Origin of the sequence: Paraburkholderia sp. GAS199 (genome assembly GCF_050436585.1) — a bacterium.
Taxonomy (GTDB): Bacteria; Pseudomonadota; Gammaproteobacteria; order Burkholderiales; family Burkholderiaceae; genus Paraburkholderia.
Genome location: NZ_JBNDMM010000001.1, coordinates 1317151 through 1341349 on the forward strand (window position 1 = coordinate 1317151; position 24199 = coordinate 1341349).

Sequence of the window (24199 nt, forward strand, 5' to 3'; positions counted from 1 at the left end):
CTGAATCGTCAACGCGAGCATTTCTCTTCCGCGGTACGTCGCACCGCTTTCTGGCCGAAGTCCACGAATCGCTGGCTTCGAGACCCGGACACCCGAATGGCGGGGGCACCTCCTGCACGTGCCATGTCCGGGAAACCAACTGTTTGACCGGGTGCGCTGCGCACCGGGAGAACGTTTTGCCTCGAAAAAGGAGATTTTATGTTTACCCACAACAAGCGTTTGCAGTACACGGTCCGCGTCGCCGCACCGAACCCGGGCCTCGCGAATCTTCTGCTCGAACAGTTTGGCGGCCCCCAGGGGGAACTGGCGGCTGCGTGCCGCTATTTCACCCAGGCGGTAGCTGAGGATGACCCCGGCCGGAAGGACATGCTGTTCGATATCGCCACCGAAGAGCTCAGTCACCTTGAGATCATCGGCTCAATCGTCGCCATGCTGAACAAGGGTGCCAAAGGTCAGTTAGCCGAAGCGGTCGAAGAGGAAGCGGAGCTCTATCGGTCGCTGACTGCGGGCGGCAATGACTCGCATACCACTGCGCTGCTCTATGGCGGCGGTCCGGCATTGACCAATTCGGCAGGCGTACCGTGGACTTCCGCCTACATCGATACGATCGGCGAACCGACTGCCGATCTGCGCTCCAATATTGCTGCCGAGGCCCGCGCGAAGATCGTGTATGAGCGGCTCATCAACGTCACCGACGATCCGGGCATCAAGGAAGCGCTGGGCTTTCTGATGACGCGGGAAATCGCGCATCAGAAGTCGTTTGAAAAGGCGCTGCACTCCATTCAACCGAATTTCCCGCAGGGGAAACTGCCGGGCGATCCGCGCTTCACCAGCGTCTACTACGACCTGTCGAAGGGTGACGACATGCGCGGCCCGTGGAACGAAGGGCCTGAATGGCAGTTTGACGGATCGCCGCAACCGGCTGTTGACGGCGGAGACGGCACCGCCCAGGTCAACGTAGATACGCAGGATCTTGAGGTGCTGAAAGGCATGGCGGCCCGCACGGCATCGGCGACGGATATCGATCCCACGACGGGCGCCGATCTCGGCTCGGGCCAGGCAACCAGCAAGATCTAGTGCGATCCGCCGGCCGTCTGGGGCAGACGGCCAGACGGCCGGTGTGATCCCGCCAACTTACATCTTGATCGATCAGGCCGCTGGGCGGCCAGGGAGTAACGCCATGACGACCCCACAGGAACATCTGGTTGACTGGCTGCGCGACGCGTACGCCATGGAAAAGCAGGCTGAAACGATGCTTAAAGCACAGGCGGGCAGGCTGGAACACTATCCCGATCTGAAGCTCCGCATCGAGCAGCATCTTCAGGAGACGATGGGCCAGCAGCTGTTACTTGAGCAGTGCCTGAACCGGTATGACGCCAGTCCATCGGCTATGAAGGATCTGATGGGCAGGATGGCGGCCTTCGGCCAGGGCGCCGGTGGAATGGTCATGTCCGACGAAGTGGTCAAGGGCGGCCTGGCGGGTTACGTGTTCGAGCATACGGAGATTGCAATGTATCGCACCCTCATCGCTGCTGCGCAGACGGTCGGCGATCAGGAAACCGTCCGGGCGTGCGAGTCGACACTGGTTGAGGAGCAGGCAATGGCCACGTGGCTGTACGAAAACCTCCCGCAGACGGTCTCGAAGTTTCTGCTGCGTTCGGCCAGCGAACGCGATGATGCCAAACGGTAAGCAAGCAGATCCCGACAACGCTTCTTTAAAGAAGGAGTACTAAAATGAAATCCGAGAATAAAGTGTCCCAGCAGGAAAATGTCTCCACGCGCCAAGCCGCTCCGGCGTCAAAAGACGCGCTCAGCATTCTCGTCGCCGATCATCGTACAGTGCAGGGTCTTTTTGATGCCTTCAAAAGAGCCGGCGACGATGATCTGGATCGCAAGGGCACGCTGGTCCGGCGGGCGTGCGAAGAGTTGAGTATCCATACCATTCTCGAAGAAGAGCTGCTTTACCCCGCCGCTCAGGAAGCACTCGATGAGGATCAACGCCCGGACGTGGAAGAAGCGTATGTCGAGCATTACCTCGTTAAGGTACTGATCGACAAGTTCACCACACTTAAACCGGGCGATAAGGGGTTCGACGCAACCTTCAAGGTCCTTACGGAAATGGTGAACCACCATATCGAGGAAGAAGAGTCGGAACTTTTTCCGGAACTGCGAAAGTCCAAGGCCGACCTAGAGACCCTTGGAGCAGAGATTGAAAAGCGTAAAACTGCGCTTGAAGCAAAGCTCTCGAAAGACGTCGGTGATCGCACGACGCGGCTCCATTAGCCGGATGTAGCACGTAACGATGGCCGGCCGGCGGATGACGCCGGCCCGGACGGCAACGCGATCAACTACGGCTAGAACGTGCCTGGCAAACACCGGATTCTTCTGCCTAGCTCCATACACAGTTCCCGAAAAACGTCACGCAGAACAACGATGATCCGAAAGAGCGGATGCTCTGGATAGACCGGGAGGTTCCGCGTCAGAGCGAACTCAGAATCCGGCACACCTATCCGGATCTGATGCGCCGCGTGATGAAGCCGGGCACTGGACATAGCGAAGACGATGCGGACATGGACCGGCTGATCACGTCACTGATTTCACTCCGGATGCTTCACAAACGGCTGGCGGGCGCACATGGCGCAAATAGAGGCTGATCCGCATTGAACTGTCTGCCCGGCAAACAGGTCTGGTTTGCCGCGACTCTGGCCAATCCTTCTCCGGGTTGCCCGGGCAATGTCCCGCGAGCCAGCGTTTCTCCCTTTCACGCCCCTGTGTCTGGGGGCAAGTGCCGTGCTCGATGCTGCACAGGAGGGTACTTCCATGCTATCGCCAGAGTAAATTTTCACCCGCACCCCGCCCCTGGACCGGCCACCGCGTGGCATTGAACGGCATCTAAAACCGCCGCGAGCACAACCCAGCCGGCCACTCCGTGCCCTAATGCCGACGCGGTTACGCCGGTCGACTATAACGGTGCCTGCGAAGCACGTTGAACGCTAGCGCTCGGCCGTAGGCGGGAACCAATGGTGAGTCTTCTGAGTGGCAGGGCGGCGACGCGCCTGCGTAATAGTCGCGGAGGACTTGCAATAAAAAGGGAGCGTGCAGTTAAATGATGGGACATAAAAACCTGCAGTTTTCTCACACCCACGTACCATGCCCTACGAGCCTTTGACCGACGACGAATGGCACAGCGTCGCGCCACTTTTCAGCCCGACCGACGGGAGGCGGAGGTTTGGCAGGGCTCGACGGAGTCCGCCGCCAGTTTCTTGCTTGGATTCCTGGACATCCAACTGCCGGGGCGGCGTTTCCGCAATGCGAGGCGATTGACCGTCCGACCGGAACGCCGCGCACAAAAGAACGCTTAGCCTCAAAAAACGGAGAGTTATATCGTCCCATAAGCAGCTTTTGCGATACGGTTCGCGTAAACACGCCAAATTCACGCCTGGCGAACCTTCTTCGTGAACGGTTTCGCGGCCTTCAAGGCGAACTGGGGACTTCGTGCTTCTACTTTACGCAACTCTCTCCTGAGGACGATCCGGGCACGAAAATGGATCGTCCGACCGCCAATGAGGAACTTAGTTTTTCGCGTTGCAGGTCTGATTTCAAAGGAAACGCCGGATAAACGCGTCGGTTCAATCGAATGAGCACACCAAATGAAAATAGCCATACTCGCGCATCTAAAGCATCCCATCGCTCAGCCGTTCGCCGGCGGTCTGGAAGCCTTCACCTACGAGATCACTCATCGCCTCGCGGCACGGGACAACGATGTGCGCCTTTTCGCGCTTGCAGGGACGGACGGTCGCCTTCCGGTCGAGCCGATAACAATCCGGTTTCCCACTCGTACGAATTCACCCCGCCAGATGCACGATCAGCTAAGCGCGGAATACATCGCTGAGCATCACGCCTACATGAATTGCATGCAGGCGATCGACAACCTGCAGTTCGACGTAATTTTCAACAACTCCCTGCACTATGTGCCGATCACAATGGGCGGGATGATTCGTACGCCGATGCTAACCGTTATTCACACACCCCCGTTTTTTGAACTCATTAATGCCACAACTGCGCAGCATGAGCGAGGTGGCGGTCACTACTGCTCGGTTTCCCGATTCAATGCACACGCCTGGCGCGAACAGGTTCCAGAGTGCAGCATCATACCGAACGGCATTGCACTGGATGTCTGGACTCCCACGGACACGCCTGACCGTTCATACGCGATCTGGAGCGGCCGGTTCGTCCCGGAGAAAGGTGCGCATCATGCCATCGACGCGGCAATCCGGGCCGGTGTGCCGCTTCGACTCGCCGGACTCGTTACGGACGAAGGTTACTTCAACGACCAGATAAAACCGCGCCTCAATGCGCAGGTTCAATATCTTGGACATCTTTCCCGCGATGAGCTGGCCCGGCACGTTCGTCACGCGGCGGTCAGCGTGGTGACGCCCTGCTGGGACGAACCATTCGGGCTCGTGGTTGCGGAATCGCTGGCGTGCGGGACCCCCGTCGCAGCGTTTGCTCGCGGAGCGATCAAAGAGCTCGCATCGCCGGAAACCGTCGCGCTTGCGGAGCCCGACAACGTCGATGCGCTCGCAGACGCGATCAGGATCGCAATGAGCATGTCGCGGTGGGAATGCCGGGTTCGGGCCGAAATGCTCTGGGACATTGAAAACATGGTAACGCAGTATGAGGCGCTTCTTGAGCGGATCAGCTGCAGTCGTGCAGAAACCTTCGCAGGTAATCTGAATGCCTGAGACAAACGTGGCGTTCTATGTTCACCACCATGGCAGTGGACATCTCCGACGTGCGCAAGCCATCGCATCGCACATCAAGGGTCCCGTTACGATTTTCAGTTCTCTGGTGAGCGATCGGCAGAATAACGGAGTGAGTTATCGAGCACTGCCGGCCGATCACGACGAAAACACCGTGCCCGCGCGGTTTTCGCATTTTCACTATGCGCCCCTACGTTCCAGCGGCATCAGGAAGCGCATGGCGATACTGTCCCACTGGTTCGAACAGCATTGGCCATGCTTACTCGTCGTCGACGTGTCCGTAGAGATAGCTGCGTTTGCCCGGTTGTGCGGAGTTCCGGTCGTCTATGTTCGACAACGCGGAATTCGGTCCGATACCGCGCATGAGTGTGCTTATGAAACCGCAAGCAAGCTACTTGCGCCCTACCCGGAAAGCTGGGAGTTGCCCGATGTACCCAAGAGCTGGAAGCTAAAAACCGACTACGCGGGCCTGATTTCCCGCTACGGAAGCACCCTCACCACCGAACGCAAAAAATTTGCAGACGCCCGGAAAATCGTCACCGTCATAGTCGGCTCGGGCGGCACCCGTTTCTCCGAAGCAGGACTTCGAGAGGCGGCGCGGGCATGTCCGGACTGGACGTGGATTGTTCTGGGTCCAATTGAGGATTCCGCAGTGGTAACCGATGCGGGCAACATCACATTCATGGGACTGGTAGAGAACCCTCGCGGTCCTCTTCTGCGTTCTGACGTCGTTGTGGGATCCGCAGGCGATAGCGTGGTGAGCGAAGTTGCACATTTGCGCTCGCGCTTTGTCTGTATTCCCGAGGAACGACCGTTTGGCGAACAGGAGGCCACCGCCAGGCTGCTTGCCAAAACAGGTCAGGCTATCGTCTGCAACGCGTTTCCTGCATTTGGGGAGTGGGAAGGTTTGCTACATCGTGCCATGCGACTTACCCCGGACAGATGGATCGACGTCGATCAGGGTGGCGCTGCGTTGGCGGCGACCCAGATCCAACGGACTGCCAGCGAAGAGTTTCGCCCGCGACCTTCCGGAGTGATATGAATGGACGTGTTGACACTGGTACATGGGCGAGCCGATCATCTTACGAATCTCATAACTGGGCTGGAGCGTTCCCTCATCCTGCCTGAACATCTGGTTATCGTGCAAATGAATCAGGCGGTTCATCCCTGGCACAGCGATTCGTTTCCCATCATCAATGTTTCTGTGCAGACAACTGATGATGCGCTTCCACTCGCGCGCGCACGTAATCTGGCCGTCGCTTCGTCCGTAGCTGCGCAGCTGGTTTTTCTCGACGTCGACTGCATTCCTTCCCGGTCCCTCCTCTCTAGCTATCAGGAAGGCTTGGCACAGAACGCGAACAGCCTGCTGCAGGGCCGCGTCCAATATCTTCCGGCTACTGATCTGCGCGACTGGGATGAGGCTCATCTGGACCGCATCGGCCAAATTCATCCGGTATTCGTGGATCGTGCCGCAGGCTTTGTACTTCCGCACGAACTATTCTGGTCACTGAACTTCGCGTGCAGTCGCGTCACGTTCACCAGTATCGAAGGATTTGACGAAGCGTATATTGGATATGGCGGTGAGGACACCGACTTTTCCTTTCGAGCGCAAGCAAAAGGAATAGATATACGACTTGTTGACGCGAAAGCTTTTCACCAGCACCACACAAGTCATAATCCACCCATCAATCACCTCGCTGCAATTGTCAGGAATGCGCAGACGTTTCGCGACAGATGGGGAATGTGGCCAATGCAGGGATGGCTAGACGCATTCGAGGCTGCTGGCTTTATCAGTATCAAAGCAAACCTCATAACCATAGTAAAGATGCCGACCGCTGTCGAAATTGGCTCTACTCGGCAGTAACTATCTCGACCGGCCTTTCTTGCAATCTGAGCCAGAAGCTTTACACCCCATAACGCAGGACATAACTCTCCTGCCAAGGACGTTAGCGCGTCCAATACCTGACCCGTGCAGTCGATCAAGATACTTCCTGAGCGGACCAAATCATTTCCACCTGCTTCCTAAAACCCCAAGTCAATCGATTGACTGTTCTTAGCAGGCATGCCCGGACGCTGGCGTTCGGTTCGGATCGTGGACCCCAATGCGTTTCACAGTCCGGCATGGAGGGCATTTGCAAAGGCGTCTGGTCGAGCGTCGCTGTGGTTGCAGGCGATCTCAGCGTCCGCCGTGTCCACCGCCTGTGCAATCTGCAGTGCGAGCTCCGTCGCGGAACCGGTAGTGAACACGCGACTAAGCGAATACACGAAAGCGTGGCACCGTCCGCTGGAGTCGGCGCGCCAATGCCCATTTTCTTTGGAATTGACGAAGACGGTGCCGGCTTTTAGATTCGAATGCGGCGAAACGTTGGCTCCAATCGATGAACCTTAATGCAGAAGAATGTTTACGCTCATGGCTTGATCCTCGATACGGCCTGTGGTATCGAGAGGGCAAAGCCCGTCCCAGGCTACTACTTTCCAAGCGCCGCCTTTCTCGACCGGACCGCTCACGCTGTCCCGTGACCATCTCTTGACTTTAATGGTTTCATCATCAAGAACGTCGCCGCTCCGAGCGTTTGACGTGGCATTAGCTTTTGGGAACATTCGCTGCGAATCACGAGCGACCATTCACAGGAGAGGTTCGAATTAAAAAAAAAACCCTGACACTATCTTTGCGATAGTCGCTCCACTGATACCTGCTTCTTCGCGTCCTCGCCGCTATTGCTGATGGCGGGTGCCCGGCGGATAGCAACCGCCCTACAGGAGCCCACGGTTGCATACTCGTCACAAAGCTCCACCGTGACAAAGTGGCCTAGCAACCTCTGCTCCGGTACAGCTACGATATAACCCGATAATTTTGGATAGCAGAGATGGAAATCCGGAAAAGGCAAAGGGCGAGACGCAGCGTTGGCTGGCGTCGAGCGACCAGACGACGCGGTTTGATTGTTAGGCATGAAGGTTGGACAGGTGATCGAGCGTCCTCCATAGGGTCACTAAGCAATTAGACAATTCATGATTGAGGCGAATCTGAGGCCCATCGCTCAGAGGCACGTGTGGTCCAGTACTCGGAAAACCCTTCCTCAAGTTGGCTGCTACCGAATGCGAGCCTGCTGCGGCACGATTGCGCGACGTGCGATCTGGCTCCGGCTTGACACCCGATAGCCATGTCTTAACTAGCGACAATTCTAAACGCTTAACGGTCGCTGAACATCAATGCGTCCGGTTGACGATGCAGACTGTACGCATTTTTGCAATCCACTAAAGCGGGATCGAGGCAAGCAGATTTTCAAGTGCAACAACATCGACTGGCTTGACGAAATGACAGTCGACACCCGCGTTTTTCGACCTACGGCGATCCTCTTCCTGTCGCCATCCGGTAATCGCAATAATCGGAATATGATAGCGGGCCCGATTACTACCACTGAAGAAGCACTATGCTGAAACACCCAACCATTAACAAACCGCACGAGCTGCGCGTGAACGGCACGGTTGACGCGCTTACCAAGCAGCAGAGACTCGCCGACGTCGAGGCATTTAGTTTCGAGGAGAAACTAGGGCTTCTCGTCGAACGGGAGGTCAGCGTGCGCGAATCCCGGCAGACTGCGGCGCGGTTGCGCCGGGCGCAACTCAAGTTCTCCGACGCGGGGCCCGAAGACATCGACTACCGATCGGCACGCGGCCTGGATCGTGGACTCGTCAGCTAGCTTCTCACCGGCACCTGGATTCGTGAGCGCAGCAACGCCGTGATCGTCGGCGCCACGGGCCTGGGCAAGACCTAGCCGGCGTGTGCGCTGGCGAAGCAGGCGTGTCGTCTTGGTTACTCCGCGCTATACCTGAGAGTTCCCAAACTTAACGAGGAACTCGCCATCGCACACGGTAGTGGTCGATATGCCCGGCTGCTGGCGCAGTGGGCCAAGACCGACGTGTTGCTCATGGACGATCTCGCGATGGCGCCGATGACTGACAGCACACGGCGTGACCTGCTTGAGATCCTCGATGATCGACGCGGCCACCGCTCAACCCTGGTAACCAGCCAAATTCCAGTTGATAGCTGGCATGCTGCGCTCGGCGATCCGACGCTCGGTGATGCCATCTCGACCGGCTCGTTCACAACACCTATCGCATCAATCTTAGCGGTGATTCGATGCGAAAACGCAAAAAGAGTTTGACCGAAAACCAGCAGTCAGAGTGAATATCGAAACCCCCGCGTCGCTGCGCTCCGAACGTCCAGCTTCGCGCGAAACCGCTGTCCACCTTCACGCGAAACGCGTGTCCAGCTCCCACGAATTACGCACCAAATGTTTGCGGCTTGTTGACGTTCACGCTGAATTGACCCGGTGGGTTAAGACTCCGTGAAAATCAACACCGTAGAGGCAAATCAGAACCTTGGACGCCGTCGCGGTAAAGCGGGGTTCCTTATAAATCGGTGTGATATCCTCAAGCACATTTAGATCACGCGGATTTGACAGTGACATGACCGTCCCTAATGGCCAGACCCAGCGCGCCGTTCCCGCTACGCCCCAAGAATTGACGGCGATCATTTTCAAGCTCACTGATGCGATGAAGGCTATTACTGAAGCGCAGGCGTACATATCGCTATTGCCTGTATCGGATGATGCAGTTGAAGCTCTCAACAAGTTGGAGATGGCCCAGCAAGCTCTCGGAGTTATCGTGCCTAAGCTTTGAGACTGCATAAATCAACCGTCGACTTCCATGCGACGTGCCTCATCTATACCGCGCATGTGTCGGTATGATCAAGCGATGTACGATTGTCTTATTAACCTGAGAAAGGCGGCGTCTTAAGCTCACGTGTTGCGTCGCCAAATGTCTCAGGCCAGTCGACAATTCGAAGGGGTCTTCAAGCCCCGACGCAGAGCTCGTCAATACCATGTTAGATGCGGCTATCGAAGCCGTGACCGAGGACGATGAGACGCCAATCGTGCATTCCGATCGGGGTGGCCACTACCGTTGGCCGGGCAGGCTATTGCGGGTTGCAAAGGCTAATCTGGTCCGATCCATGTCGCGTAAGGCCTGCTCACCAGACAACGCGCCTGTGAGGGATTCTTCGGCAGGCTGAAGACCCAGATGTTCTATCCAGGAGACTGGCGTTCGACGACTATCGCGGAGTTCGTTGAGGTATTGAACGCCTATATTCGCGGGTATAACGACAAACGGATCAAGGGCTCGCTTGGCTATCTCAGCCCCATCGAGTACCGTGAAAGCCTCGTCCTAACCACGTAAATCAGTCCAGGAAAATGTCCGCATCCGATGGGTTGGACTTGGTGAAAATCAACACACGCTGACTCTCACCGAGATTTGCATTGCTTTATCGAAAGAAGGCCGGGAAGAACTTCCCGGCCAATGGTTCTGACCTTCCGAGGGCCGTGCCAGAACCTGAGAGACATGCATTCTCTCGCTCATCGCTTTCAACAGCATTTCAATGCCCTTCAGCTTGGGTTCTGAACACAGTCATCTTCTGCCATCGCGAAGGCGTAATGCTCCGGCCGACCGACCTAGCCGGCCGCTCAAAGTTATTGCCCGCGCTCAGCTGCTGCCGATACGGGGCTAGCGGTTATGCTAGCTTGATTTTCTGCCCTGCCGAATTGACGTCAGCGACCAGCGTTTGTTCTTGCAACCTTGTTGACCGCATTTGCGCCAGTTGTATTTCTATGTCAGTCAACTCTGCCAGCAAATCTTGCAGCGCACTTAGCTGAAGCTTTGCCAGATGCTCCTCACCCATAAGCGAAGTTACTCGTCGACGCCAATAATTGACCAGCGGCGCCTGCGGCGCACAAGTCATTATGGAAACGCGCATGACCCGGCCGACGTGCGCGATATCGCGTTCGACAAGTAGATTCATCAGCCTTTGGACTTCTCTCTCAGGTTCAACTATTTTATGAACGCCTTCAGACGTTTCATCGGAACACTACGCGAGTGTCAAATTACAAGCAATGTGATGAGGATAGGGGTTTCCCCAGTGATTGAAGCGGGAAGTTCAACCACCCGTCCTTGGGGCCTCCGCGTCTTGCCGAAGCGAATTCAATCCTGATTGACGCCGGAGTTTAGCAAACTTGTTGTGGCGTCGATTCGCAGCATCATTGCTGTGACCATCTCCGCCCAATTAAGGGGAGCGTGTCACACTAGATGGACGTCATTGCGAACAGCCTTCCGGGCATGGCACCTGCTCAATCTGACCTGCATAGTGAGTCCATATACCCTCTACGGTCACGTATGTTTGTTGATTCATTCCATCGTTGTTCAAGGAGTTTTTAGATGAAAGTTTTTACTTTAATGTGCGCAGTTTGCGCAACGGTAACGCTCACCTGCAACGCTTTTGCACAGAGTAATGCCCCGGCATCAGCAAAGGGGCTGAATACTGGTGACAACGTTCAGGATGCGCCAGTGCATCATTCGACTCATATCAAAAAGTCGACGTCACCGAAAGCGGGCGCTGCCGGCCCGGCGACTGAACTTGGTGGAACAGCGGCCCCCAGCGGACCAGGCGCCCCCGTTAGCGCAAGTGGGTCAGGTCAATAACCACGCCTTCCGACGCGTGCAAAACGTGTCATGTCGGTGGACATATCCCGTCGTGTAGTTCGGCCGCGTTCACCCCTTGGTGATGCGGCGTCATCAGACACTCTCGCTGTAGTTGCAGCGTAAGCGGCTCGCGCCGGCCGTTGTAGACGTTGACTGAGATAGACACCAAAGTGATGCCCATCATTTCCGATCTGATGGGCATCACTTTGTCACAGTCTGAAGAGAAGAAGCCGGGCACCCGGATGGGCCGCCCGAATTACTCCCGGGAGCTTCGTGAGCGACTGGCGGCGGCGGCTTGCGAGCCCGGCGTATCAGTCGCGAAACTGGCGCGCGAGAACGGCATCAATGCGAACATGCTGTTCACCTGGCGGCGGAAATATCTGGCCGACCAGCAAGCTCAGTCTGCTGGGCTCATTCCGGTCGTGCTGGTAAGCGACACGCCAGCGGAGGTTGGTGCATCATCTCTGGTAGAAGCTCGAGCGCAGGACACGAAGCCTGTAGCAACTGCCGGCACGATCGAGATCCGGATCGGTCGCGTAGTGGTCATGGTGAATGGCCTGGTCGATGCCGACATGTTGCGGATCGTGCTGGGTAGTCTGCGCGCATGATTTCCCTCCCGGCAGGCACGCGAATCTGGATCGCTGCGGGCGTCACCGATATGCGTGCAGGGTTTCAGGGGCTAGCCGCAAAGGTGCAAACAGCGCTCGAAGAGAATCCGTTGGGCGGCAACATCTACATCTTCCGGGGCCGTCGCGGCGATCTGGTGAAGATCCTTTGGGCAACCGAGGACGGAATCTGGCTTCTCGCAAAGCGGCTTGAACGAGGCCGCTTTATATGGCCCCAGGCCGACAGTGGCAAGGTCCATCTGAGCTCTGCACAACTGTCGATGCTTCTTGAGGGGATCGATTGGAGACAGCCCCGTCGCACCGCCGCGTTATCGATGTTGTAAACCGCGCGGCAGACTCGTAAACTAAGGCGCATGTCGAACGGCGCCGATCTTCCTGACGATGTCGAACTCCTGAAGGCCCTGCTGGTCGAGGCCCGTAGCATGCTTGCCGAACGGGATGTCGAGATCGAGCAGCTCAAGGCCCAGATCGACAAGCTCAGGCGCATGCAGTTCGGTCGCAAGTCCGAGCAGTTGCAGCGGCAGATCGAGACGCTCGAGACTCAACTCGAGGATCTGGCTGCCGGGCGCGGCGTAGCTGATGTGCAGCGCGCGCAGGCGCACGGTGCAAACGCGTCCGCCTCAAGTGCGGCGACGAGCATTGCGGCATCAAGACAAGCGCTTCCTGCGCATCTGCCACGCGAGGATCACGTACTCGAGTGCGAGTCGAGTTGCCCGGACTGCGGTCAACCGATGCAGACGCTCGGTGAGGACGTGTCCGAACAACTCGGCCGCGTCGCAGCGGCGTTCAGGATCATTCGCACGATCCGGCGCAAACTGGTTTGCCCATGCTGCAGCACCATCACACAGCCGCCCATGCCCGGTCTGCCGATTGAGCGGAGCATCGCCCATCCGAGCCTGCTGGCGGACATTCTCGTCTCCAAATACGCAGACCACCAGCCCTTGTATCGGCAATCGGCGATCGCGGCGCGCGACGGCGTGACGCTGGACCGGGCCAGCACGGGCCGCTGGGTTGGCCAGTGCGAGGCGTTGTTCGAGCCACTGATAGAGGCGCTGTGCCGCTATACGATGGCGGCCACAAAGCTACACGCGGACGATACGCCGATCCCGGTGCTTGCACCAGGCAACAGGAAAACGCGTACCGGCCGGCTGTGGGTCTACGTCCGCGACGATCATCGCTCGGGCTCGACGCAACCGGCTTCGGTCTGGTTCGCGTACTCGCCGAACAGACAGGGCATCCACCCTCAAACCCATCTCGCCAGCTTCAAGGGGATCCTGCAAGCGGACGCTTATGCGGGCTTCGATGAGCTGTTCCGCGATAGCTCGATACGCGAGGCGGCATGCCATGCCCACGCCAGGAGAAAGTTCTACGACATTCACGTGCGCACGCCGTCCGACACGACGCAGAAGGCGCTCAACTATATCGGCGAGCTGTACAGCATCGAAGCCACCATACGCGGCAAGCCGGCGGCCGAACGGCGGCGAATACGGCAGGAGAAAGCCAGGCCACTGCTTCAAACCTATGAAGCGTGGCTCAGGGCGAAGCTCGACACGCTGTCGTCGAAGTCCGATACCGCCAAAGCGATCAACTACTCGCTCAATCAGTGGGCCGCACTGACGCTTTATTGCGAAGACGGTACGCTCGAGATCGACAACAACATCGCCGAAAATGCGCTGCGTTGTGTAAGCCTGGGTCGGAAGAATTTTTTATTTGCTGGCTCCGACAGTGGCGGCGAACGGGCGGCCGCGATGTACTCGCTGATCGGCACTTGCACATTGAATGACATCGATCCGCGTGCCTACCTGGACTATGTGCTAACTCACATCGCTGACCACAAAATCAATCGCATCGACGAACTCCTGCCTTGGCGTGTGGCCGACAAGCTGCGCAAGCCAGCCAGTCCACCGGATCCCGCTACCTAACCGGGCAGTTCCTGATCACCATCATGCCTCACGCGCAAGCGAATGCACGAATGGCCCAGGCGAGCCGCTTACGTTGCAGCAGCCACTGCTGATGCATTAGAAATGCGTTGAAGCCTATGCTTGAGGGGCCGTTTGCGTCACTTAGAGCTTCTTTCGATTGCAAGAACATGTTGCGGGTGAACCATGAATCTTACTTTCGCGGAGAATGATGAAAAGTCAAAGCCAGTTTTACCTGATGCAATGAACACCTACACAGAAGTCAAAAACAGGCGAGTGCCAGGCGCGATTAAAGCTGCAGGCGCTTTAAGCCAGCACGCTGACATGGAGGTCTGGCGTCGCCTTTTTAAGTCTCCGATTGGTCCGGGGGCCCAGCGCCGGATACTTCTAGCGCTGCAGCGCTACGATGTGCGTCTACAGCACTCATAGACCGGCAGAAATCGTTTTATCGGCCATCATATGACTGTTGCGAAATCGCTATCGGTTGCAAAACGTCGCTCATGCACGCGAGTCAATTGATGTTACTGGCCAGCAACTATCACCTGCCGGAAGGCGCGGTCAGCCATCAATCACCGATCATTATCACGCTGCGGCGCCTGAACAGCCTCGCTTGACCGCGCTCATTTAGCGGTTAGCTACCACCGGACGCCGGATTGGTAGCTGACGCCGGCATGGGTGCATTCGGTTTTTTGGCATCTTCTTGGGCATAGTAGAACCGGAAGGCGCCATTGTATCTGCACCCGACGCGCCTGATACTGCTCCCATTGACCCGTTGCGTTTGGCGTGCCCATGCCAGTGCCGCCTTGCCCGCCTGCCGCTCCGCCGCCTGCATCTTGCGCGCGCAGCTCCTGAAACACTTATCAGGATGCCGAAATTAGCAAGCTTTTCTGCGCGTCGCATGGTCGTCTTCTCAAGCAAACAGCGATCGTTAGCACCGGAAAGTGTGAACCCACCATTCGTTAAACGGCAATTCGCATGCCGTGCTGGTCATCACTTTATTTTTTTATATTGGCTGCTGCCTTCGGCAACGTGCTCGCGTCACGCGACAACCTGCTACTTGTCAAGCTGGTCGAGTGGGTCGCATTGGGCTTGACCCCGCGCTTAATCGGCCTGACGCCAACGGATGCAACGGGTTCGAACGAAACAACACCGTGTGCTGCGTAATGTCGGACTGCAAAAGCTCCATCAGGGTTCGCGCGCGCGTCAAGCTTTTCGGCGAGCACCTCGAGAAACGGATTCAGGTCAATACGACCATGATTACGAACAAAGCGCTGAACCAAATCTTCTATGCAAGCTGTGCGCGATGCGACGTGCAGCATGCTAGCAACGTGCGACGCTCCCACCGCCAGTTCAAGCTCAAATGTGGCCTCAATACGTGGCTCTCGGGCGTTAATAAGCTTGCTATCACGCTTCACCTTCCGTCTCCTTCTTTGCCGGGATATTTTCTTGTCACTATTCCGCACTTCCGTGGATATGCGCTTTTAGGCTAGCGGGTCGCCGAAGCACATTTGTCAGTGAGAATTCGAACCACTCGATGTTCAGGTTCAGCGAGTAGTCGTGCAACAGCCTGCAATACTTCCGGACTATGCAACATGCCCCAATGACTAACGCTGTCGACCGCGATATTACTATGGTGCTCTGACTCTCTACCGACGCACCCTTCCCATCCAACAATTCCGTCGGACCAACGCTCTTGCGCGTTGCGGGGAATAATGCGATCACACTGCCGCAGACACGCCATTGCGATTCTGCGTTCGTTACAAGGAATTTGACGAGCGATACCAGCCATACGAACCAGCGTCTTTCCTTCGACGTCATCGTGGTCGCCGCCGCGGGTTCTTATTCCGTTACGCCTATGTCCGTTCCAGCTGAAGCCACCTTTGTGAGGTCCGCCACAAACCCTCTGGCGTCACGCTGATAGCGCTGGGGCTGTGATTGACCAGATAAAGCCACTCCGCTCCGAACATCAGCAAGAATTTCCTCCACATGGCGGCTGTACGCCAAACACTTTTCCGCCGTCGGCATCGCGAGGCTTGCCGACAGCGCGAGCAATTCGTCGGGTCGCGATGACAGCGCTTTCATCGACAACGCGTAGTTCTCCGCCAGCGTGGCCTTGAACACCTGAAGATTCAACGCCGTCAGCTTTTCAAATCCGTCGAAGACCTTCGTCGAAAACGTGAACAATTGCTGGATGTTCGCCGATTGTGTGGCCAGTGCATGTTGGGGATAAGGTGTGCTCATAACTGCTCCAGAGAGAGGTGCGATAAGTGCACTAGCTGTCGGATATCCGACCGAAAAATGCACGTATAGAAGACTTAAAAGGCAATGTTGCAGTGCAGCACGTTTCATTCTATGCGCATGCGCTTGGAAGTCAATTGAGCCCTTGTTATCTGCGATGGGCCAAGCAGACGAACCTTTACGGTTTGTCGCGTTAGTGCCGGTCTCAAAAATCGACGGGAGGCAATCAAAGACGCGCATGGCATCCGATATCAAGCGCAGGCGCTTACACCACTGCCTGGCCGGCACCTAAATCCGCGCCGGTTACAGGGTCAACAGCTGTATCGGAAGCGGTGCGCGCGGCCATCGCGCTTAAAACCTTGACGTCTTTGCCTGACACGTTGACGCTCGCGAGTCCGTCACCGCCGTCGACCGCCGGCTCCGGTGACTCAACGAATTCCCAGTCCGGTCCTTCATTCCACGGGCCACGTGGGGAATCGTCACCCTTAGACATGTTGTAGTAGACACTTGTGAATTCGGGCACACCGGGAAGCTTGCCTTGGGGAAAATTGGGCTGAATCGAATGAAGGGCTTTTTCAAAAGACTTCTGATGGGCAATCTCACGTGTCATCAGGAAGCCGAGCGTTTCCCTGATGCCTGCGTCGTCCGTCACGTTAATCAGCCGCTCGTAGACAATCTTGGCTCGTGCTTCTGCTGCGATATTTGAGCGCAGGTCGGCTGTGGGCTCACCGATGGTGTCCACGTAAGCCGCGCTCCATGGTACGCCAGCGGAGTTTGTCAGGGCTGGGCCCCCGCCGTAAAGCAACGACGTGGTGTGCGAATCGTTCCCGCCGCCGGTCATGGAGCGATACAGCTCTGCTTCGCTTTCGACTGCCTCCGCGAGTTGACCTTTAGCTCCTTTGTTTAGCATTGCGACGATGGAGCCAATAATTTCCAGATGGCTTAGTTCTTCCGTTGCAATATCAAAGAGCAGGTCTTTCCGACCCGGGTCATCTTCGCTGACAGCTTGCGTGAAATAACGGCAGGCTGCCCCAAGCTCGCCTTGCGGGCCGCCGAACTGCTCGAGCAGCAGGTTTGCGAGACCGGGATTCGGAGCGGTAACGCGTACCGTGTACTGAAGACGCTTGTTATGTACAAACATGATGGTTTCCTTTCAACCGAGACATCACAGACGATTGCCTTAAATGTCGGGCTAGTTGGATTTCAGGAGCCTCGAGCAATGCGCCACACAGCAGATCGGGCGGTTCGCGGCTGAAGTCTCAGAACGCATCGTTCTGGCCGAATGCGGCAACGCGCCGCGAAGGTGGAGAGCCTTCTGACATCTGCGCATGGCGTGTTCCCGAGGACAGATTCTTTGGAAATTTTTTGCAGGCATCTACCAGTTTCCAGATGACGGCCTCATGCGGCCGCTGCATCCTCAAGGAAACTAAGCGGCGGCCACGATGCTTCGTCCACCCAGACCTCAGCCCTGTTCATCCTGCCGTGAGATACGCTCTGATATGCGAAAGGCCGTCGCGCGCTTCCGGCAACGTTGCGCCGGAAAATTAGAATCGCATTGATAGTCGCTCCCACCTGGGCACACGCAGCGGAATTCGCCTTACGGACCTAGCTGCGGGGCATGCGAAGCCCGAGACGCCAGGAAACTATTTTGGCAATTTGCAACCGGCCTGCGGGCACAGTAGTTTGAAAGATGTCTCCTCCATGTCTCATGGATGCGGATTCAGCCCGCGGTGTGCCGCTTTCTTTTGTTGGCTTTGCCCACGGACGCCGCGTAGACCCCAGCTGTCGCCCCTTTGCCATGCAGGGTCGAATCAGGCTTCCAGGAACAGCTGTTGCGCTGGTCGGAGCAAAAGGAGCCGCTTATGACGCTAGTACTACTTGTGGATGACGACGCGGACCTGCGCGAGGTTCTTGAATTCATCGTGACGGGTGATGGCTATCGCGTGCACACGGCGGCAGACGGACAGCATGCGATGCTGGAAATCGTGCGGGAACGACCCGATATCATTGTCTCCGACGTGATGATGCCCCGCATGGACGGCCCGGGGATGGTTTGTGCGCTGCTTGCAATCCCCGCATTATCGGACATTCCCGTTGTTTTGATGTCTGCCGCCGCCCCTGAGCCAGGCCTCCCCATCCACATGTTCCTCGCCAAGCCATTTGAGCCTACACAGTTACTTGAAGTGCTTCACTCTGTCCAGTTACCGTAAGGCTTTTTGACCGAGATCTACATCCACTGCTCTTGCCCGGGGAGATTGCGTAATAAGGTCTTCCCGGTGTCCCGTGAACGAATTTTTCCAGGTTTGGTAAAATATGACTATATTTCGAATTCCTTATTAACATTGTTGATAATGCGAATAGCCGGTGCCGTGGCGTGCGCACGTAGCCTACCCACGGCCCAACCACATGGTTTCATTAACTGACTGTACTCGCCTCGGTTGCTGAAGAGGGCGCAGGGCATTGACTCAGGTGACCATTTTTTGATTGGCAGCGATGCTTGAAGCCATCGCTTGGGAGTCCTTGCGAGTATCAGGCGCAAAACACCCAAGGTCGACGCCTGCTGAGTGCAAAGCACCTTTCGACAATCTTTGGCCCTGTATCGCTACGATAGGCCCATGATAGGAAGGCGGTAGATGCTCAGAGCATTGCCGCCCTTTCAATTTCATAGAAGGCATTAAACCCATGCCTGCTGATTACAACCGAGGCAAAAATGAGTACCGAAATTTCCGAGTCTGATATTCGAAGCCGCGCATACGAACTTTGGCGGGCCGCTGGCAGCCCGGAAGGCCAAGATGAAGATTTCTGGCACGAAGCGCGCACGAAGCTCAAGCAGCCGGAGGCAAACGAAGAACCCGAATTGAACGACGCCGTTAAGGAAGGAACACATGACAAGGACGCAAGGGTAACGGCTTTCTCGGCCCCGGAACTCGAGTCATCCAAGTCCAAGCAAAATCCATAACGACTTTCTTCCATTGATTGAGACGTTTCAGTTCCATTTGGGGTATCGGCGAGAAGAGAATACCGGCTCAAAAGCCACCGTCCGTTGTCAGGGCTTCCCCACGGCTTCCTTGACTTAAGCAGCAGATGTGACTGCGTCGCACCCATATGGATGCCGAACGCATGAGAATTGGACCACGTACTGGACAGCAGCGTTCGAGGAGTACCAATCATGCATTCAGCAGGAGACGTCCCCCGCCCAAACCGCGAAAATAATCTGGAATCCGGTCTTCATCAGGATGACCTGTTCTTCGCTGCCGTAACAACGACTCGTACTCCCATGCTGGTCGTGGACGCGCGTCTTCCCGATTATCCAATCATCTTCGCCAATAACGCGTTCCGGAAGCTGACCGGCTACAGCGACTCTGAAATTTATGGTCATAACTGCAGGTTCCTACAGGGTCCCGATACAGACCCTTTAGTGCTTTCGGAACTTCGGGTTGCTTTGTCAGAGGGGCGTGAGTTCGCTGCTGAGGTTCTCAACTACAGAAAGGACAGGTCGACATTCTGGAACGAACTGTTCATTGCGCCGATTCTTAGCGAAGAGAACGAGCTCGTGTACTTCTTCGCATCACAGGTAGATGTGAGCCGAAGACATGAAGCTGAGGAAGGCTTGCATCAGGCACGGAAAATGGAAGCGCTGGGGCAACTGGCTGGGGGCGTTGCTCACGATTTCAACAATCTTTTGCAGGTCATGGTCGGGCATGTGGACCTCCTCGACCTAAGCGTCAAGATGAACGCGGGAAACGAGTCACTACTAAAAAACATCGCGAGGATTCGTGGCGCTGTCAAAACCGCATCGTCTTTGACCCAACAGCTGTTGCTATTCGCGCGGAAACAGGTTTTCGCAGGTCGTACCGTAAATCTCAACGGGATTTGCGACGACCTGCTTGAACTCGCGCGGCAAACGCTTGGGCCTGCAGTTTTAGTCGAAACTATCTATGCGGCCGGCCTGCGCAATTGCGTTCTGGACGTCGCACAACTGGAAATGGCGGTACTTAATATCATTTTGAACGCTCGGGACGCACTGGATCGACGAGCCGACCCGCGATTGATGCTGCATACGGCCAGTTGGCAGATAACGAAAGGCGATTCGGAAGGCATCGTCGACTTGCCCGAAGGACACTATGTAACGTTGGCCATCACTGACAATGGAGTTGGGATGCCACCGGACGTTGTCGAAAAGGTATTAACCCCGTTCTTTACAACTAAAGAGCAAGGTAAGGGTACGGGCCTCGGCTTGAGCAATGTGGTGGCTTTTGCGCGTCAAGCAGGCGGTGCGCTCACTGTCTCCTCGAAAGAAAAGGTCGGCACGACTTTTACGTTTTACTTTCCGGCACTTGAGAGACAGGAAGAGTCGCGGCCAGTGGTTTCGAACGTCCCTCGCCCGACAGGGAGCGAAAACGTCCTCATTGTGGATGACCGCCGGGATGTCGCTGAGGTTGCAGAAGCGATGCTTGGCGAGTTGGGCTATTCAACCAGACTTGTGCTGAACGCGGCGGACGCCTTGGCAATCCTGGGTTCAGGCGAAGCATTTGACCTGCTTTTTACCGACCTGGTAATGTCTGGCATCCTCAACGGCGTTGGGCTTGCGCGTGAAGCCAGGCGGCTGAGACCAGACCTCCGAGTACTCATAGCGACCGGGTACGCCGAGGCGGTTATAGACGTGACCGATGTCAACGGAGCGCGATTCAAGGTTATTCACAAGCCATACAGGCAGGCGGACCTGGCGCGTGAGGTTCGCAAAGTGCTGGATGATAACCGTCGACGCTAGCGCTTGCATGAAGCAGATTCTGTAAACTGGTAGACGGTTCCCGCAGTCGCATAGCACTATCATCACTATTCCCGTCCCGCAATGACAGCTCCTTCAAAATCGATTGCTGCCACTGCTTTATGAGCTATGCCAATGCCAACGTGCGCAAGGCCAGATAGGTCGACAATTAAACCTTGCTTGCAGGTGTTCGGCCTGCCCTATATTAGAAAGCAAATCGCTAAGTATCGCGGTGGTATGTCTGAAGCGTTTCTGATCGTAGCCCACTGCGCCTGCATCACGAAAATAATTCTATTGTGTTAGCGAAACGGATTGTTATCGCCCAAGGAGGGCCATTGAAATTCCGCCGCGGGTCTGTAGAGGCTCACTGCGCATGGTCTCTTCAGCTAATCAACCTCCGGAACGAATCCAGCTGTCCGACCGGAGCTCGTTTATCTCAGTGAATCTCGCTTGAGTACGTCAGATTGGAATAAACAGCGATTGTAACAAGGCAACAACAAATCATCGCTGATAACCAGGTGGATACCGCCTACGTCCGAATTCGTCTCGGGGCCGACCCTAGGTGACACCGGCAAATAAAATGCAGCAACAAATCGCGCAAACGGCGAAAGCAGATGATCGCTCAACAGCGTCCCATGGATTTTACTTGCCCAAGTAGTCTCCGCCAGCCATCAGTTGAGCACTGCATTGGTACGAAATAGACAACCAGCGTCTATTCCCGAAACTCAAGTCGCTGGTCACTGATTAAAGTCCATGAATTTTTATTATGGTATTTAATGCACGCCCGAGGGTGCCGTATCCGCGGTACGGCTAGCGTGGGGTCTTTCAGCGGCACGCGGTTGGGCCACATCTTCGTGGTCGCCCCGTTGATGTTGATGTGGTCCCCGCTGCACCAACGGCGTTTAGCGCGCTCTTACCTGTGCCGCCCTGCCCCGCAGAACGGCGGCCACTATCGGTCCTGTTACGATCGCTACCGCTGCCCGCAAACCCTTACCCGACTGCCGCGCCCACCAGCATAAGCATTAAGACCGAACATGCCGCCGATTCCTGACCACATTCTTGACTGTCATCATGAGTGGAACTGGCACGCAGTTCGGATCTAGCTACTAGCTTCACGCGCTGGATATTTAAATTTCCGTTTGACGCGTTGAATTGAGGTCAGGCGACGATGACCAGTAAGGGGACCGATTGTAATATTGGTGAACAGTGGTCCCCCAGATTGTATCCGCCATTGCCGGCCAATGGTCCTTATCAAATCCGGGGTCGTTCTTGATTTGCGCGGCCGCGATGCTTACACGGAAGCATTCTTCCTCCGCATTGAGCGTTAGTGCATTCCACGGTATCGCGTGAAGAGTGGTGCCCATCCCAAGAAAGCCACCCTCTGACAGCACCGCATAGGCAATTCTGCCGCTCTGCACGTCAAGCATGATGTCTGAAATCTTGCCAATGTCCTCACCATCAGCGGATACAACTTTGGTGCCTTCGACGGTCGAACTGGCCATCACGTTTACGCCGGGCCCGTCGCCTGGGCCACTATCGATACCGTCTTGCGAATTCAGCGTGTTCATACGTCCTCCAAAATTTCTAGGTAGAGAACGTTTACGCGCAACGGTTATGCCCGCAACAGATTCCAGAGGCGCTCGACACTGAGTCTACAGGCGAGCCGGGGACGTGGAGTCACCGAAAGGCCGCTATGGCGAGACACGAAGCCGCGAGATCGGGAGGCGCACTAGCTTACGCCGTCCAGCACGTCCGCCTCATGCGAAAACGGCGCCTCCATTCCTGAACCCCGATGGCATGTGGAAGAAGACGTGCTACCGCGGGGCAGCGATCGCATATTGCCCGATCTATTTTAAAAAAATTGAGCTCCGCCGTCCTTTTGATATCCGGTCACGTCGCTGAGGCGCTTCGGAAAGGCAATACAAGAATTCCGGTGCCCACCGTCGACCAGCCAGCAGACGTGAGATTCATCATGAGCGCAAGAAATAAGGTCATCAGCGTTCTGGTCGTCGAAACCGTCAACACTAAATGACCTGACGGGGCACTGCTGCAGCGTTTTCCGGCATCCGGTCACGGGTAAGGTCGCGCCCTGGTACCTGACTGTTGATGGGAAATTCGAACATCGACAGGTGTTTCCCGCATTTGCCACCAACGATACAGAGCTTGAAGTCCAAGCAGTACTCGCGGGGCAGGTGATGGGGCAGCTCGCGAGTTTCTCGGCTGCATCGTATATCCGTGCGAAACGACTGGTGCCGGTTCTCCTGCAGCATATGCATGCGCGCATCGGTTTGCGCTTTTTACTACCGAACAGGACCGCTCAGCCCATGCGGGTGCGAGCATTTCTCGATCTGGCTTTGGCTCGCCTGTAATGACTGCACCGGCTACGTCCTCGATGACAAAGAGCTCGAGCGGTCTAGGTCACGGCCGAAGCGGTCAGGCCGCGCGGAGTAGCGCACCGAGCCCGCTCACGCATATCCCGCGCCCATTAACCGTGCGACCGAACCAGGTCGCGAACCAGCCATTCGCCCAACGTCGTCCGGAAGTCGGCATGGGTCGGGAATACTCACTGGCGACTGGCGGCTTCCCGGAAGCCGATTTTCAGTGACTGCATTCCGGCGACGAACTTGAAGAGCAGATTGGCGCAACCCGACCCCAACCGGACGGCCGACCTGAATCAAGGCCTCGGACCGCTTCTAATAGAGATGCGACGTTCGAATGTCTCGGGCCCGAGCTATCGTCGTAAATTAACGATCGGATCCAATGATCGGCTGCATGGTCGGACGCGTTGAAGTTTTACGCTTCGGTTGAAAACCATTCGCACGGCGATCAAATGAGCGGGAATCTGCGAAGAGCCTCTGCTTGGGTCACGGCGATCGACAGACCTCGATCAACCGCCACTTACGGCACGAAGGCGCGATCGCCCGCGTGTCGAACTGGGCTCGATTCGTGCGGTCACTACAATTACGAAATAGCGTTCCGGCCATGCAGTTCGTCAATACTGCCCAATGGGACACTTCAAGCCACCTCACGTGATGCTGGTCATATCAAAAAATGAGAGACCTTATGGCGTCCCAACGAAAGTCAACGCGTCAACCCATTGATTCGGCCAGATCGATTTACAGGCTCTACATTGCCCGGGGCAGTTCGCATATCTCCAGCGCGATGTCCATTGCTTCCCAGCGCGCTGCTATTGACGAGGTGATTCGCAAATTCCGTCAACGTCACACCGGTGGCGATTTGCGCGGCATCTTGCAGCTACTGGCGGAAGACCTGGAAAAGCGGGGAAAGGCAACGGCCGCGACCACCGTCCGCGATTTCGTGCACGTCGCTCGGCCTCAATGACCCGCGCGG

21 protein-coding genes and 2 pseudogenes are annotated in these 24199 nt (G+C 56.3%); 18 read left to right on the forward strand and 5 right to left on the reverse strand.

Going from position 1 to position 24199, the window contains the following annotated elements:
• Nucleotides 1-198: 198 nt before the first annotated feature.
• From P3T18_RS05855 to P3T18_RS05900, 10 genes and pseudogenes are all read left to right on the forward strand, one after another.
• Nucleotides 199-1077 (forward strand): manganese catalase family protein, encoded by an 879-nt coding sequence (locus tag P3T18_RS05855; RefSeq protein WP_429298953.1) that lies wholly within the window; start codon nucleotides 199-201, stop codon nucleotides 1075-1077.
• A 103-nt stretch (nucleotides 1078-1180) separates the two neighbouring features.
• A complete protein-coding gene (locus tag P3T18_RS05860) occupies nucleotides 1181-1690 on the forward strand; it encodes a ferritin-like domain-containing protein (RefSeq protein WP_429298954.1) in 510 nt (169 codons plus the stop codon).
• Between the two features lie 44 nt (nucleotides 1691-1734).
• Complete coding sequence (locus tag P3T18_RS05865; RefSeq protein ID WP_429298955.1) at nucleotides 1735-2283, forward strand: hemerythrin domain-containing protein; 549 nt, start codon at nucleotides 1735-1737, stop codon at nucleotides 2281-2283.
• A 946-nt stretch (nucleotides 2284-3229) separates the two neighbouring features.
• The gene (locus P3T18_RS05870) at nucleotides 3230-3619 is read left to right on the forward strand and encodes a hypothetical protein (RefSeq protein WP_429298956.1); all 390 of its coding nucleotides are present in this window, start codon (nucleotides 3230-3232) and stop codon (nucleotides 3617-3619) included.
• 31 nt (nucleotides 3620-3650) lie between these two features.
• On the forward strand, nucleotides 3651-4745 hold the full coding sequence (locus P3T18_RS05875; RefSeq protein WP_429298957.1) for a glycosyltransferase: 1095 nt from the start codon (nucleotides 3651-3653) through the stop codon (nucleotides 4743-4745).
• A complete protein-coding gene (locus P3T18_RS05880) occupies nucleotides 4738-5805 on the forward strand; it encodes a hypothetical protein (protein WP_429298958.1) in 1068 nt (355 codons plus the stop codon). Before P3T18_RS05875 ends, P3T18_RS05880 begins: the two co-directional genes overlap by 8 nt.
• A complete protein-coding gene (locus tag P3T18_RS05885; RefSeq protein ID WP_429298959.1) occupies nucleotides 5806-6627 on the forward strand; it encodes a glycosyltransferase family 2 protein in 822 nt (273 codons plus the stop codon). It begins immediately after the preceding gene.
• A gap of 1567 nt (nucleotides 6628-8194) precedes the next feature.
• Nucleotides 8195-8952, forward strand: a pseudogene (istB, locus tag P3T18_RS05890) (IS21-like element helper ATPase IstB).
• Between the two features lie 281 nt (nucleotides 8953-9233).
• On the forward strand, nucleotides 9234-9446 hold the full coding sequence (locus P3T18_RS05895; RefSeq protein WP_429298960.1) for a hypothetical protein: 213 nt from the start codon (nucleotides 9234-9236) through the stop codon (nucleotides 9444-9446).
• 172 nt (nucleotides 9447-9618) lie between these two features.
• Nucleotides 9619-10001, forward strand: a pseudogene (locus P3T18_RS05900) (transposase); the annotation flags it as partial.
• A 331-nt stretch (nucleotides 10002-10332) separates the two neighbouring features.
• Here P3T18_RS05900 and P3T18_RS05905 read toward each other — a convergent pair.
• Nucleotides 10333-10620 carry a hypothetical protein gene (locus P3T18_RS05905; protein WP_429298961.1) on the reverse strand — a complete coding sequence of 96 codons (288 nt, stop codon included), beginning with the start codon at nucleotides 10618-10620 and terminating at the stop codon, nucleotides 10333-10335.
• 850 nt (nucleotides 10621-11470) lie between these two features.
• On the opposite strand from P3T18_RS05905, the gene tnpA reads away from it, so the two are divergent.
• The 3 genes from tnpA to tnpC are packed head-to-tail and all read left to right on the forward strand — an operon-like array spanning nucleotide 11471 to nucleotide 13845.
• Entirely contained in the window at nucleotides 11471-11905 is a 435-nt protein-coding gene (tnpA, locus tag P3T18_RS05910) for an IS66-like element accessory protein TnpA (RefSeq protein WP_429298962.1), read from the forward strand.
• Complete coding sequence (tnpB, locus tag P3T18_RS05915; protein WP_429298963.1) at nucleotides 11902-12246, forward strand: IS66 family insertion sequence element accessory protein TnpB; 345 nt, start codon at nucleotides 11902-11904, stop codon at nucleotides 12244-12246. Before tnpA ends, tnpB begins: the two co-directional genes overlap by 4 nt.
• Before the next feature lie 30 nt (nucleotides 12247-12276).
• On the forward strand, nucleotides 12277-13845 hold the full coding sequence (tnpC, locus tag P3T18_RS05920; RefSeq protein WP_429298964.1) for an IS66 family transposase: 1569 nt from the start codon (nucleotides 12277-12279) through the stop codon (nucleotides 13843-13845).
• Between the two features lie 992 nt (nucleotides 13846-14837).
• On the opposite strand, the gene P3T18_RS05925 is transcribed toward tnpC, so the two are convergent.
• From P3T18_RS05925 to P3T18_RS05935, 3 genes are all read right to left on the reverse strand, one after another.
• A complete protein-coding gene (locus P3T18_RS05925; protein ID WP_429298965.1) occupies nucleotides 14838-15257 on the reverse strand; it encodes a hypothetical protein in 420 nt (139 codons plus the stop codon).
• Nucleotides 15258-15681: 424 nt separating this feature from the next.
• A complete protein-coding gene (gene phaP, locus P3T18_RS05930; protein WP_429298966.1) occupies nucleotides 15682-16083 on the reverse strand; it encodes a TIGR01841 family phasin in 402 nt (133 codons plus the stop codon).
• Between the two features lie 262 nt (nucleotides 16084-16345).
• Entirely contained in the window at nucleotides 16346-17221 is an 876-nt protein-coding gene (locus tag P3T18_RS05935) for a manganese catalase family protein (RefSeq protein ID WP_429298967.1), read from the reverse strand.
• A gap of 721 nt (nucleotides 17222-17942) precedes the next feature.
• Here P3T18_RS05935 and P3T18_RS05940 point away from each other — a divergent pair.
• From P3T18_RS05940 to P3T18_RS05950, 3 genes are all read left to right on the forward strand, one after another.
• A complete protein-coding gene (locus tag P3T18_RS05940; RefSeq protein WP_429298968.1) occupies nucleotides 17943-18290 on the forward strand; it encodes a response regulator in 348 nt (115 codons plus the stop codon).
• A gap of 500 nt (nucleotides 18291-18790) precedes the next feature.
• Nucleotides 18791-19039 carry a DUF2934 domain-containing protein gene (locus tag P3T18_RS05945; protein WP_429298969.1) on the forward strand — a complete coding sequence of 83 codons (249 nt, stop codon included), beginning with the start codon at nucleotides 18791-18793 and terminating at the stop codon, nucleotides 19037-19039.
• 210 nt (nucleotides 19040-19249) lie between these two features.
• Nucleotides 19250-20851, forward strand: a complete 1602-nt coding sequence (locus P3T18_RS05950) for a histidine kinase famiy protein (RefSeq protein WP_429298970.1) — start codon at nucleotides 19250-19252, stop codon at nucleotides 20849-20851.
• Between the two features lie 1124 nt (nucleotides 20852-21975).
• Here the strand turns inward: P3T18_RS05950 and P3T18_RS05955 are convergent.
• On the reverse strand, nucleotides 21976-22416 hold the full coding sequence (locus tag P3T18_RS05955) for a PRC-barrel domain-containing protein (protein ID WP_429298971.1): 441 nt from the start codon (nucleotides 22414-22416) through the stop codon (nucleotides 21976-21978).
• A 465-nt stretch (nucleotides 22417-22881) separates the two neighbouring features.
• Here P3T18_RS05955 and P3T18_RS05960 point away from each other — a divergent pair, with 465 nt between their 5' ends.
• Entirely contained in the window at nucleotides 22882-23217 is a 336-nt protein-coding gene (locus P3T18_RS05960) for a LysR substrate-binding domain-containing protein (RefSeq protein WP_429299048.1), read from the forward strand.
• A 694-nt stretch (nucleotides 23218-23911) separates the two neighbouring features.
• Entirely contained in the window at nucleotides 23912-24190 is a 279-nt protein-coding gene (locus P3T18_RS05965) for a hypothetical protein (RefSeq protein ID WP_429298972.1), read from the forward strand.
• The last annotated feature ends 9 nt before the right edge of the window (nucleotides 24191-24199 follow it).